The following is a 12,981-nucleotide window of genomic DNA, read 5'->3' as shown; positions in this document are numbered from 1 at the left end:
TATTATGAAGGATAGCATTATTTTTTTAAAATACTTAAATTTGTAACAATAAGAACTTTAAATAGCCCGATCGAGTCATGTAGCAGAATTGTGACGGTGATATTGTTAATCATAAGATGTACGGGAGGGGACAGCAACGTATAACCGAATCAAGTATATGATCCTGTTACTGCCAACGCTAATGGTAGGGATCTGGGAGGTCGTGCGCCATCAGTTTCTAATGCCTTATATCTCGATGGATCTGGGGAATTATTTGACACCTGTCCTCGTATTTTTGTTCACTCTTGTTTTGCTCGTCCCTTTGTTTTCGCTGATGGAGCGGAATCAGCGGGAGCTGGAGCAGGAACGTGCGCTCAAAGAGGCAATGAAAGCCCGGGAAGGGCTAGCTAAGGAACTGCATGATGGGATGGCGCAATCTTTATTTCTTTTATCTGTCAAAATAGATCGTTTGGAAGCAAGCCGCAGGAATGGGGAAGTCAGCGAAGAAATTGTGGATCAGATCAAAAAGACCGTCCACGAGGTGAACCGTTATGTTCGGCAGGCGATCGCCAATCTGAAGGTACCAGTGTCTGAGCAGCACTCTTTTTCATTGGAACAGTCGGTTAAAGATCAGCTTGCTCAAATGGCTAACGAGATTATGATTGAGGTTTCCTTGGATTGGAGTCTACAGGATGAAGCCCTCTCTCCTTCGGAAAAAGCAGAGCTGCTATCTTGTATCCGAGAGGCTATTATTAATGTGCGTAAGCATACAAGAGCGGCGAAGGTTTCTATCACAGGTGCAGGCACTGAGAAAAACTGGAGCGTGGCGATTGTCGACAATGGCGAAGGATTTCAGCATGATCCCTTTGAGGTGAACGGAAGTTACGGCCTTCAGATCATGAAGGAACGTGTCGAAGGAATGGGATGGAAGCTTCAGGTGAGCTCCGGCAATACGGGGACAAATGTGGAAATTACGAAAGGAGGGGGAAGTTTATGAGCCGGTACCGGGTTTTGGTTGTGGATGATCATGCGCATGCACGTGAGGCGATGTGTGAGATTTTGTCCATGGATGATAGTTTTGAGGTCATTGGTGTAGTGGAGAGTGGTCCTGAGGCGATCGCGTTCACGGCCCAGTGGATGCCTGATCTCATTCTTATCGACATTCAGATGCCGGAGATGGACGGGCTGGAGACTACTCGCCGGATCAAGCAGGAATATCCCTATGTCAAAATCGTTATCGTTACGGTATCGGACGAAATTTCCCACCTCCTCGAAGCATTGAAGCAAGGCGCACAAGGGTACTTATTGAAGAATCTGGCACCTTCCACCTGGATTGAATATTTGCAAGCGATTGTGAATGAAGAAGCACCGCTAAGCCGGGAGCTGGCTTTTCAAATCTTGAAAGAATTTACCGTTCCTTCATTAACGGACGAAGGGGAGTCTTTGACGGCGAGGGAGAAGGAGATTTTAAGCTGTGTGTCTTCCGGATCGACGAATAAAGAGATTGCCATAAGCCTGTCGATTTCGGAGCATACCGTAAAAAATCATCTGAAAAACATCCTTCAGAAGCTTCAACTCCAAAATCGTACGCAGCTGACGCGTTATGCTCTGGAGCAGGGGCTTGCTTCACGTAAACGTGATTTTCCGCAGTAAATATGAGGATAGAGATGAAAGTGAAAAATGATAAAATTACTTAAAGAAAGAGGCACTCTAACTATGAACAGATTATCTCGCAAAATAATGACACTCTTCGCACCAGCCGCTGCAACACTTCTGTTGTTCGCAGCCGTGGCTAGCGCGCACGTAACCGTAGCACCAGCACAATCCAGTACCGGAGCATGGGAGACTTACACACTTAAAGTTCCTTCAGAAAAAGATGTGGCGACTGTACAAGTCGATCTACGAATCCCGGCGGGTGCCGAGTTCAAGCAATATGAGGCTACACCGGGCTGGGATGTTACCATTGAGGGGAACAAAGTTAGCTGGATAGCTAATGGAGAAGGAATTAAAGCAGGGCAATTCCAACGTTTCTATTTCACAGCAAAGAATCCTGATACTGCAGGCGACATTGCTTGGGATGCTTATCAGCATTATGCCGATGGCAGCTTGGTGCAGTGGTCTGGTGAGGCAGGAACAGAAAGTCCGCATTCTATTACTTCGATTGTGCAAGCCTCCGGTGGGGATGAACATTCTCATGGTTCCAGTGACAATGGCATGAGCATGGAAGAACATAATGCCATCATGGAAAGCGAGAACAACTCCACCAGTGTCAACCCAATGGTCTATATCGCATTAGGGATCTCTTTACTAGCCTTTTTAATAGCAACCATAAGTATATTGCGCGGGCGAAAAGAGTAAGCGGGAACTAGTTGTGATACAAGAATATAGTGTTCATGCAAGAAGCCTCCGTCAATAAACGACGGAGGCTTCTTGCATGAATTAATTGGTGATGAGGATACTTTTTACTTATCTACAGCCGTTTGCGTTTGTAAAAGGTTACGAAAGCAGCGGTTAGTATTAGGAGAAGGATGGCGACGCCAGTTGTGATGGCTTCACTCGTGCTGCCTTTTTGCTGCATAGTACCAGCACCACCAAAGTCGCCACCGCCCATACCACCAGGCATACCGCCACCAAAGCCACCGCCGCCCATGCCGCCACCACCAGGGCCATTTCCGCCGCCTTCAGGGAAAGCGGGTCCGCCCATAGCACCAGGCTCACCACCCGCGCCGCCGTCAAATCCACCTTGAGCAGCTTGGCCGTTAGTGTTGGCCTGTCCCTCTTGAGCAGCTTGGCCGTTAGTGTTGGCCTGTCCCTCTTGAGCAGCTTGGCCATTAGTGTTGGTTTGTCCGTCTTGAGTAGTTTGGCCTGTTTGTGTAGTCTGCCCACCCGCAGCTGCTTGTGAGTTACTGCCAGGACCCTCGCCGGCATTAGGGATAGCCGGTCCGCCCATGGCACCAGGTTCACCACCTGCACCGCCTTGGGCAGTCTGTCCACCCGTAGCCGCTTGTCCTTCGGTATTTGGTGCAGCTGCATTTGCGCCAGTATTACCAGTAGCGCCATCCGCACCTGTGGCCTGCCCAGCACCCGCAGCGCCTTGAGCTGCGCCATTTTTAGCGCCGCCACCAAAGCCACCGCCGCCCATGCCACCACCACTTCCTGATCCGTCACCGGAGGAAGGAATGGTACCGTCGAGTTGCTGCTGGATACTTGTGGCCATGTTCGACATGAAGGTCTCAACAGCCTTTATCCCATTTTCATACTGTTCGAAAGTGTAGAAGGCGGATGGATCCGCTTTGACATAGCTGGAAATCATCGTGTTCAGCTCATCCATCCGAGCCTGGAACGTATCGTCCGCTAGATAGCCAGTAATCATCTCACTAACAATCTCATGATATTTTGTTTTGTATTCATCATTAGCGAGCAGTTTCGCAATCAGTGGACGTTCTGCCAACGCACCTTGGGTAGGCTCGTCAATTAACACATCTGCGCTTCCCATGCCGCCAAAAGCCATATTGTAATCCCACGGCAGAATCGAGAAGACCCCATCGTCTTCATATAAGTAATAATTCTGCTTATTTCCACCTAAATAACTGTCCATATTACCCGTGACCGCATTTAGAGCGATATACTTCAGCGATTCCTCTACGTCGATGTATTTTTCATAATCGGTGCCGTTGTTTAGCTCATTCAGCATGTCGACAAGAATATCATCGTTAGACTTATCGGATTTCATTTCTAGTCCAGTATAGAGGGATGGATCATCGCCCAGCCAAGTCAAATCACTGCCCTGACCGGTCATTACACCTTTATAAAGTGCACCATAAGTGTTGCCGAAATTGCGTTCCAGATAAGCATCACTGATCTGTTCTACTGCAAGATAGAAACCCTTCAGTTCATCGTTTACATACACATTGACGAAGGAATATTTCGGCGTCGGGAGACCGACACTTTCAGCGAGCTCATAAGTCAGAAATTCACGCATATAAGAAGCATCGCTGTAATTATTATTCAGGTTGATCTTAGTAATGCCGAATAAATTCTGGTTAACATACTCATCAAAAGAAATTTTGAAGCTGTAGCGGTCAGAGTCTGTCATCTGTACTACGCTTCTGAGACTGAGATTTCCTTTGGTCCGTACAGCTACATTATCGTATTTCATACCGTTGTACTCGACGGAAGCCATTTTATATTCTTCAGCACTGGCATTATCCAGCATATCCTGAAAATCGTCCGGGTCCAAGGTGATTTTGACATCCACGACCTTATCTTTTGGAAAGACCTGCTCGTCTAGCTTTTTCTCATCGCTCGAAATGACCTTGTCCTGAGCATCAGACGTTGGATTATTTATTGCAGACGGACTTGCGTTCTGACACCCGGCTACGGCGATGACCAGCAGCAGGCAGCAAAAACTCAGCAGGATTGACTTACCTCTGGTTTTCATCTGGGGCACCGCCTTTCATCTCGTTGTAATTAAGATACATAGTCACCGCTATAGCTGATCAAGAGTGCATTTTTGACACCTTTTAGGTCAGAGACTGTGTTGACAAAGCCGCCTACTTTATCATCCAGACGAAGCTCCAGCGTCAATTCAATATTGTTTGCGGAGACTGTTTTTTGCTTCACATTGTAGCGTTTTACGGATTTGGTGATATGGCTGTGTACTTCACGTTCGCTTTCATCACTGTCGCAGTTAATGACCAGTAAGTATGGCGTTTCGATAGAAGAGTGTTTAATGAACAGGAACAAAATAAGGCCGATAATGATCGAACCGATAATAGCCAAGGTGAAAAATCCTGCTCCAGTTACAATCCCTGCTACAGCTGCCCAGAACAAGAAGATCAGATCAGTTGGATCTTTGATTGGTGTTCTGAAACGAACGATGGACAATGCGCCGACCATACCGAGGGACAGCACAAGGTTAGAGTTAATCGCGATAATGACAGTAGCTGTAATCATGGTCATGCCCATGAGTGAGACGTTAAAGCTTTTGGAATATAAAACGCCGCTAAAGACACGTTTGTAGAGCAGGTAAATGAAGTATCCGATCAGAAAAGCTACGCCCAAGGTAATCAGCATCTTGGAGATACTAATATCAGATACAAAATTGTCGATCACCGAGTTTTTAATAATGTCTGAAAAATTATTTGTAGTATCTGTAGTCGTTGTTGTAGCTGCTAGCGGTGCTAGTGATGCATTCATAATCAATAATCCTCCCAAGTGTTAGTTTTTAAGAATTTGCGGCAGATCACGTATTTCGAAGCGGACTGCCTATTCAGTCCCTCCAGCTGCAACGCGATTTTAATGTACTCCGGAATATACTCATCGAATTTCACTTCGAAAATTATGAAGTTCTCATCAATCGCCCGAATCGGATGCAAATCCTTATCGAAAATATCCGTAGAGTGCAGGCCCGTACGTAGTTCTTTATCGAACGTTATTCGCACATTTCCGTTGTGGCAAACATAAGGCTCGCGAACATAATCCACGATGACCTTGGGTCGCAGCAGGTTATGGCGCATCTGATCGTATAACTCCATGAACAGCGGACTGTCCGGGACGTTCAGCACTTCGTAGTTGCCCGCCATAATCTCGTCGTACATTTGCCGGGTTAGTGGTTCTTTGATTTTGGCGATATAATCGTCCATTTTAATTTTTTTCTCAAAGTGAATGATGTTGTCTTGAATGTTGTAAATGCGAATCCGGTATTTGGCCCGCTCTCTGAGACCGCCGAGCTTGTCTGCAAGTGCCGTGTTGTTGATATCGTCAAAATACAAACTCCGAATGTGGTATTCTCCACTCTCATTAGCGTGTTGATCTTTATCAATCAAGCTTTGCAATCGCTGGCGCAATATAAGGTATTGATGATAGTTAATGAAAAATTTAAGTTCATGCCGGAATTGAAGCTTCTTATTCATTTTCACACCTCGTTTCTCTCTCTATCTCTGGCTAACCTTCCTGCTTGACTAATTCTAGGAGACAGACCTTATGCTTAACTTAAAATAGACTGAATGTTTGCTGAATGTTTTACACTGCGTTAACAAAAGTCTGTATAAAGATTCGTGTGCAAATTTGACTTCTGACTTTGCAGGGGGCTATCTTATTTAGAAGGCTAGAGAGAAATTTTCATAAGGAGGTACCGTGATGAGAGACTATAAATTTGCCATAATCCTAGGAGTGCTTGTGATTGTGGTTATTTTAGTGGCTTATGGGTTGGAACGATCGAAAAGCGGAAGTAATGCAAATTCACCAGCACCGTATGATCTCGTGACTACCTTTAAGGGAGATGCGAGCACAAGCCGCGCGTTTACTTGGTATACAAGTGATTCGAGTGCAGCAGGCATTCTGGAGATTGTAAAGGGACAAGTGTCCTCTTTTGCAAATACGGATGTACAAAGGGTAGATGCGAAAAGTAGTTCCATCAAAACAGACAATGGCACCAAAGGTGTTCATAAAGTGGAAGCTACGGGTCTTGAACCCGGGACGTTATATACTTATAGAGTGGGTAGTGGCGTTGAAGGAGAATGGAGTCCGGCAGCGGAATTTACAACGGAAGAAGATGGACTGGCAAGTGTGTCTTTTATCAATGTAACGGATTCTCAAGGGGAAACGGCAGAGGATTTTAAGCTGTGGGGAAATACACTGAACAAGGCTTTTCAGACATTTCCTGAAGCCAAATTTATTGTGCATAACGGGGATTTGACGGAGGATCCGGAGGATTCGGCAGGCTGGGATGATTTTTTTGGCAATGTGCAGGGCTGGATTTCAGGGATTCCGTTAATGCCGGTAACAGGCAATCATGATGAGGTGGATGAGGATGCAACGTATTATACTTCACACTTCAACCTGCCGGATAATGGGGCAAAGGGTTCAATTGCAGGCACCTCGTATTCCTTCGATTATGGACCAGTGCATGTAACGGTACTGAATACAGAGAGCAATCTAAAAAAGCAAACGGAGTGGCTGAAGGAAGATCTGAAGAACACAGACAAGAAGTGGAAAATCGTTGCGATGCACCGACCGGCTTACGGGGGGAACTCCTATAAGAAAGTTGAAAATTGGACGGATATTTTTGATACGTATGAGGTTGATTTAGTGCTGCAGGGTCATAATCATGAATACTCCAGATCCTACCCGTTACGTGGCGGAAAAATAGTTCCAGAAGGTGAGAGTTCCAAAGGCGCTAAACGAGGGACAGTCTATGTGGTGACCAACGCTTCTGGAGGGAAATTTAACGAGAAAAAAGAAGATCAGTTCTATCATGCGGTGCATTTTCAGAACAATAAGCAAATGTTTGCGGGCATTAACGTTACCGGGGATACATTAACCTATCAGGCCTATGATGTGGATGGAAAGCTGCTGGATGAGTTTGTGTTGACACATTGAGTTAAGGGAATTGGATAATATTATTTAAATACCTTCTCTGCTGTAAAGGCGGGGAGGTATTTTTTGATTTGCATCGCACCAAACCCAGCGTAAAAGTGTATCTTAAGCCGTTTTTTCACATGTCTACCTTTTCCGTCATATAAGCTGTTAACTTTATAATGATAAAATAGATTTAGTTATATTTGGATTTCATTTGAAGTGAAGGGGAAGTAATATGTTTATCAGAAAAATGGTTTTTATCGGTATCATTTGTATGTTAGGTTTGACAGGTTGTGCAACGAACACTAAATCAGGTGCTGAAGGAGAGGGAGATAAGCGTGCAGAGGAGCTGCTCAGCATGTCTCGGAGTGAACTGGCTAAGCAGGAGAGCTATACTATAGAAATGGAGAAACAAGAAGAAACATCCAGCAAATCGGAAAAAAGTGAAGATAAACATTGGTCGAGCGCTGTTTCATTTCATGTCGACTATGTTAGAAATCCTTATACCGTATATCTAAAATCGGAGACTGCGGAAGGAAAGGAACGAGAAGAATACATATCGGATACTGAATATCATACAAAGGTAATGGATGATTTATTTATTAAGCAGGACGATTATATTCCAGCGAAAGAAAAACAAATCGCACAAAGATTTATTGACCCGTATGATTATATAGACATGTACCGGATAGATTCTCAGGGGATCGTTGTTTCTGAGGAGGAACAAGAATACATACTTTCGATAGAGATATCGTCTCATGATGCGAGTAAGGAAACGATGAAATTGATGAAGCAGAATTTGACAGACAAGATTAAACTAAGATATACGCTGGATAAAACTACACTTTTGCCGCAAAAAGTGGAGGCAGAAATATTCACTTCATTGAAATCAGAAAACTTAAATTCAGAGTCAGTGCTCACGTTGCAAACAACTATCAGCAATTTTAATGGTATAAAAGAGATTGTTATGCCTGTAGATACTAGTGAAGAATAGTTATATCAGAAGCCTCTGGGATTTATTCCGGAGGTTTTCTTTATCAGCAGAATTATTTTCAATCAAAATTTAGTGAAATTGTATCCAGAAGTGTGAAAATGGTACGATTTTTAGAGACAATCTTCTGCAAAATATAACCATTTTCTCTCGATAATGAAAAACCTTACCATTATAATGAAAGCGTTATCAGAAAATGGAGTCTAAGTTCTGAAGGTATGGATTAAGGGGGAGGGAGGAGCAGGGATATAGAGTAAGAAGAAGGCATAAACAAACCAATTATATCGTAGGAGGCGTAAAACGTGATTCGTAACCGTATCCGGAAAACAGGACTTTTGGTCCTGCTTGGCGCGATGGTAGGCTCTTTATTCTCTGCATTCCCAGCTACTACCCATGCAGCCTCAAGTGAACCTTACACCTGGAAAAGCGTTGTAACGGGAGCTGGCGGGGGCTTTGTACCCGGAATTATTTTTAATCAAACTGAACCGAATCTGATTTATGCCAGAACAGATATTGGCGGGGCCTATCGCTGGAATCAAGCTACATCTAGCTGGACATCAATTAGTGACTCGGTAGGCTGGGTGGATTGGAACAAGAATGGTGTTGATGCTCTGGCTACAGACCCAATTGATCCTAATAAAGTCTACATGGCAACGGGTACGTATACTAATCATTGGGATAATAATGGCCAGATTATGCGCTCTAATGACCGGGGGAACACCTGGCAAACTACTCCACTGCCTTTTAAAGTAGGTGGCAATATGCCTGGCCGTTCCGCTGGTGAACGTCTAGTCATCGATCCCAATAAGAACAACATTCTCTATTTTGGAGCTAGAAGTGGTAATGGTCTCTGGAAGAGTATTGATTCGGGTGTAACTTGGTCAAAGGTAACCTCTTTTCCAAACGTAGGAACGTATATTCAGAATCCGACACTTGATTATGGGAATGATCTTGTCGGATTGTCTTGGATCACTTTCGATAAGAGCACAGGTACACTTGGCAACGCTACTCAAACGATATATGTCGGTGTGGCCGATACGGCTAGCAGCGTATATCGGAGTACAGATGGTGGAGTAACCTGGACAGCTCTGGCTGGACAACCTACGGGGTTCTTGCCACATCACGGCGAGCTGTCATCCACAGGTGATCTCTATATTACTTATAGTAATGGTGTAGGTCCCTATGATGGCAGTAAGGGTGAAGTTTGGAAATACAACAAAACTAGTGGGGCTTGGACCAATATCAGTCCTACGACCGGTGAAGATAACTGGTATGGCTTTGGTGGATTGGCGCTGGATGCTCAGCACCCTAACACATTGATGGTATCCAGCTTAAACGCTTGGTGGCCTGATGAAGTTATTTTCCGCAGTACCAATGGTGGGGCTACTTGGAGTCGCATTTGGGATTGGGGCAATTATCCAGAACGGACTTATAAGTTCAGCATGGACATCACCGCTGCTCCATGGCTCGATCATGGAACCACTTCAACATCCCTGGATCCTTCACCGAAGCTAGGCTGGATGATGGGTGATTTGGAAATTGATCCATTTAACTCGAATCGAATGATGTACGGCACTGGAGCAACAATTTATGGCTCGAACAATTTGACCTCATGGGATACCGGAGGCAAGGTAAATATCTCTGTCATGGCAAAAGGTGTGGAGGAAACTGCAGTGCTGGGGCTAATTAGCCCGCCAACAGGAACCTCCCATTTGATCACTGCACTTGGTGACGTTTCCGGTTTCCGTCATGAGGATTTGTCGGTAGCGCCGACTAAATTCCAGACCAGTCCTTCATGGGCAACGACGATGAGTATTGACTATGCTGAACTGAGTCCGTCCTATATGGTGCGGGTAGGCAGTGCAGATAAAGAAAAAACGCCAAGTATGAAGTCCATTGGTATCTCTAACGATGGTGGAGTGAACTGGTACATGCCAAACTCCGAGCCTTCCAATGGAACCAAAACAACGGTGGGCCATGGACAAGTAGCTGTCTCTGCAAGTGGTAATTCCATTCTGTGGAGCACCTCAGATATCGGGGTGTATTATTCCAAAACCTCAGGCAATTCTTGGACAGCAAGTGCAGGATTACCGGCTGGAGCGAAGATAGCGTCTGATCGCGTGAATCCTAACAAATACTATGGATTTTATGCAGGAACCTTCTATGTAAGTGTGGATGGTGGAGCTACATTTACTGCCACCGCAGCTTCGGGCTTCCCGACCAATAATGTGGCTGGATTACAGCCGAATGAAGCCCAAATCAGTATGAAGGCAGTTCCAGGTATTGAAGGTGACATCTGGTTCGCCGGAGGGAATACGGTTGAGAATAAATATGGTCTATGGCACTCCACTAATTCAGGTGCGAGCTTCACGAAGTTAACGAATGTAGAAGAAGCTGATCTTATTGGATATGGGAAGGCTGCTCCGGGCCAAACTTATATGGCATTGTACACCGTAGCTAAGATTGATGGTGTACGGGGCGTATTCCGTTCCGATGATGTTGGCGCAACTTGGGTTCGTATTAATGACGATGCTCACCAATACGCTAAGATCAATATGGCGATTACTGGGGATCCAAGAATCTATGGACGTGTATATCTCGGTACGAATGGCCGAGGCACCTTGTATGCTGATCCTGTAAATCCACCAGCTACAGGCTCGACCATTACGCCAATAACTGCAAGCTTTTGATAAGAAAACCGCAAATCAAGCAGACGTCGCCGTAACTATGACGCTGAACGGAAATACACTGAGCACGATCAAGAACGGAACGGCAACCCTTGTAGCCGGAACGGATTATACGGTAAGCGGATCAACAGTGACGATTAAAAAAGCGTATTTAGCGACACAAGCGGTAGGAACGACAGCGCTGACGTTCAGCTTTAGCGCTGGAGCCACACAATCCCTGGCGGTAGCGGTAACAGATACTACAACACCAGTATCTAACTCCACGATAACGCCAACAAGCGCGGGCTTTGATAAGAAAACAGCGAATCAGGCAGACGTCGCAGTAACTATGACATTGAACGGAAATACACTGAGCACGATCAAGAACGGAACGGCAACCCTTGTAGCCGGAACGGATTATACGGTAAGCGGATCAACAGTGACAATTAAAAAAACGTATTTAGCGACGCAAGCGGTAGGAACGACAACGCTGACGTTCAGCTTTAGCGCTGGAGCCACACAATCCTTGGCGGTAGCGGTAACAGATACTACAACACCAGTATCTAACTCCACGATAACGCCAACAAGCGCGGGCTTTGATAAGAAAACCGCAAATCAAGCAGACGTCGCCGTAACTATGACGCTGAACGGAAATACACTGAGCACGATCAAGAACGGAACGGCAACCCTCGTAGCCGGAACGGATTATACGGTAAGCGGATCAACAGTGACGATTAAAAAAGCGTATTTAGCGACACAAGCGGTAGGAACGACAGCGCTGACGTTCAGCTTTAGCGCTGGAGCCACACAATCCTTGGCGGTAGCGGTAACAGATACTACAACACCAGTATCTAACTCCACGATAACGCCAACAAACGCGGGATTTGATAAGAAAACAGCAAATCAAGCGGACGTCGCAGTAACTATGACGTTGAACGGAAATACACTGAGCACGATCAAGAACGGAACGGCAACCCTCGTAACCGGAACGGATTATACGGTAAGTGGATCAACAGTCACTCTCAAGAAGGAGTATTTGGCAACTCAAGCGGTAGGAACGACAACGCTGACCTTTGAGTTTAGTGCCGGAGCGGCACAATCCTTGGTTGTCACTCTCTCAGATACGTCAGTAGCTCCTACAGCAGCACTGAAAGTGCAGATGTATAACGGTACAGTGACAGCTTCCGGAAATACGCTAAATCCAAAGTTTAAGCTGGTGAACACAAGTACAAGTGCCGTTGCACTTTCTGATGTGAAATTAAGATATTATTACACAATTGACGGAGAGAAGGCACAAAGCTTCTTCTGCGATTGGTCACAGGCTGGAAGCGCGAATGTAACGGGCACGTTTGTGAAGCTGCCAACGGCTAAAGCGGATGCGGATTATTATCTGGAGCTTGGATTCTCGAGTGCAGCAGGTTCACTAGCTGCGGGTGCGAGCATCGATATCCAAGTGCGAGTAGCTAAAGAGGATTGGTCAAATTACACTCAAACCGGAGATTACTCCTTTAATGCGGTTGATACCAATTTTGTAGACTGGACAAAAGCGCCCGCCTACATCTCAGGTAACCTGATCTGGGGTAATGAACCTAACTAAGAATCTTCACCAATAGTTATGCTGAAGAGGCTGTCCTAAAAGTAGAAAATTCTACTTTTGGGGCAGCTTCTTACTTTAACCCTCAGGCTATAGGTGGTATGTACGCTATGTGCTACGTTCTATGAGAGGGGGTGTGGTATACGTTATGTGGTATGTCGGATGCATTTATGGTTCCTATAGTGTTGGCTATATAAAAATTAGGGAAAACCTCCCTGAAAATAGCCGATATTTGCTTTAAATCAACGAAATCAGGGAATTCTTCCCTGAAAATCAGGCGTATTCGTTAGTTTCCAGCAAATTAACCAATAATTAGGGAGTTTTTCTCTAATTATTGGCTGGATGACCGAAAAACTTAGAATTTTAGGGAGAAATTCCCCAATTATGCT

At 45.2% G+C, this 12,981-nt stretch carries 9 protein-coding genes and 1 pseudogene; 7 read left to right on the top strand and 3 right to left on the bottom strand.

Annotation, left to right across the window (positions count from 1 at the left end):
• The first annotated feature begins 157 nt into the window (after window positions 1-157).
• From MHI15_RS25590 to MHI15_RS25580, 3 genes are all read left to right on the top strand, one after another.
• Window positions 158-976, top strand: coding sequence for a sensor histidine kinase (locus tag MHI15_RS25590; RefSeq protein ID WP_341165031.1), 819 nt, complete (start codon window positions 158-160; stop codon window positions 974-976).
• Window positions 973-1,632 carry a response regulator transcription factor gene (locus tag MHI15_RS25585; RefSeq protein ID WP_341165030.1) on the top strand — a complete coding sequence of 220 codons (660 nt, stop codon included), beginning with the start codon at window positions 973-975 and terminating at the stop codon, window positions 1,630-1,632. The genes MHI15_RS25590 and MHI15_RS25585 overlap by 4 nt, the downstream gene beginning before the upstream one ends.
• Before the next feature lie 63 nt (window positions 1,633-1,695).
• Window positions 1,696-2,337, top strand: coding sequence for a DUF1775 domain-containing protein (locus MHI15_RS25580; protein WP_076130655.1), 642 nt, complete (start codon window positions 1,696-1,698; stop codon window positions 2,335-2,337).
• Window positions 2,338-2,449: 112 nt separating this feature from the next.
• Here MHI15_RS25580 and MHI15_RS25575 read toward each other — a convergent pair whose 3' ends face one another.
• The 3 genes from MHI15_RS25575 to MHI15_RS25565 are packed head-to-tail and all read right to left on the bottom strand — an operon-like array spanning window position 2,450 to window position 5,894.
• Entirely contained in the window at window positions 2,450-4,420 is a 1,971-nt protein-coding gene (locus tag MHI15_RS25575) for a CotH kinase family protein (RefSeq protein WP_341165029.1), read from the bottom strand.
• 29 nt (window positions 4,421-4,449) lie between these two features.
• The gene (locus MHI15_RS25570) at window positions 4,450-5,178 is read right to left on the bottom strand and encodes a DUF4956 domain-containing protein (protein WP_036683492.1); all 729 of its coding nucleotides are present in this window, start codon (window positions 5,176-5,178) and stop codon (window positions 4,450-4,452) included.
• A gap of 2 nt (window positions 5,179-5,180) precedes the next feature.
• Complete coding sequence (locus MHI15_RS25565) at window positions 5,181-5,894, bottom strand: polyphosphate polymerase domain-containing protein (protein WP_036683495.1); 714 nt, start codon at window positions 5,892-5,894, stop codon at window positions 5,181-5,183.
• Between the two features lie 226 nt (window positions 5,895-6,120).
• Here MHI15_RS25565 and MHI15_RS25560 point away from each other — a divergent pair, with 226 nt between their 5' ends.
• From MHI15_RS25560 to MHI15_RS25545, 4 genes and pseudogenes are all read left to right on the top strand, one after another.
• A complete protein-coding gene (locus MHI15_RS25560; RefSeq protein WP_076309245.1) occupies window positions 6,121-7,362 on the top strand; it encodes a purple acid phosphatase family protein in 1,242 nt (413 codons plus the stop codon).
• Window positions 7,363-7,576: 214 nt separating this feature from the next.
• Window positions 7,577-8,335, top strand: coding sequence for a DUF6612 family protein (locus MHI15_RS25555; protein WP_341165028.1), 759 nt, complete (start codon window positions 7,577-7,579; stop codon window positions 8,333-8,335).
• Between the two features lie 350 nt (window positions 8,336-8,685).
• Window positions 8,686-11,839, top strand: a pseudogene (locus MHI15_RS25550) (X2-like carbohydrate binding domain-containing protein); the annotation flags it as partial.
• On the top strand, window positions 11,813-12,595 hold the full coding sequence (locus tag MHI15_RS25545) for a X2-like carbohydrate binding domain-containing protein (RefSeq protein ID WP_445668017.1): 783 nt from the start codon (window positions 11,813-11,815) through the stop codon (window positions 12,593-12,595). The pseudogene MHI15_RS25550 and the gene MHI15_RS25545, both read left to right, overlap by 27 nt.
• Window positions 12,596-12,981 lie beyond the last annotated feature (386 nt).

The organism is Paenibacillus sp. FSL H7-0918 (assembly GCF_038007025.1).
Taxonomy (GTDB): domain Bacteria; phylum Bacillota; class Bacilli; order Paenibacillales; family Paenibacillaceae; genus Paenibacillus_AQ; species Paenibacillus_AQ odorifer.
The sequence above is the reverse complement of the archived record's forward strand: the minus strand, read 5'-3'. Positions and strand labels throughout refer to the sequence as shown.

What these genes read in the sequence shown, in the direction of transcription:
- MHI15_RS25590 (WP_341165031.1), top strand. Translation starts at nt 158, where the DNA reads ATGATCCTGTTACTGCCAACGCTAATGGTAGGGATCTGGGAGGTCGTG.
- MHI15_RS25585 (WP_341165030.1), top strand. Translation starts at nt 973, where the DNA reads ATGAGCCGGTACCGGGTTTTGGTTGTGGATGATCATGCGCATGCACGT.
- MHI15_RS25580 (WP_076130655.1), top strand. Translation starts at nt 1,696, where the DNA reads ATGAACAGATTATCTCGCAAAATAATGACACTCTTCGCACCAGCCGCT.
- MHI15_RS25575 (WP_341165029.1), bottom strand. Translation starts at nt 4,420, where the DNA reads ATGAAAACCAGAGGTAAGTCAATCCTGCTGAGTTTTTGCTGCCTGCTG.
- MHI15_RS25570 (WP_036683492.1), bottom strand. Translation starts at nt 5,178, where the DNA reads ATGAATGCATCACTAGCACCGCTAGCAGCTACAACAACGACTACAGAT.
- MHI15_RS25565 (WP_036683495.1), bottom strand. Translation starts at nt 5,894, where the DNA reads ATGAATAAGAAGCTTCAATTCCGGCATGAACTTAAATTTTTCATTAAC.
- MHI15_RS25560 (WP_076309245.1), top strand. Translation starts at nt 6,121, where the DNA reads ATGAGAGACTATAAATTTGCCATAATCCTAGGAGTGCTTGTGATTGTG.
- MHI15_RS25555 (WP_341165028.1), top strand. Translation starts at nt 7,577, where the DNA reads ATGTTTATCAGAAAAATGGTTTTTATCGGTATCATTTGTATGTTAGGT.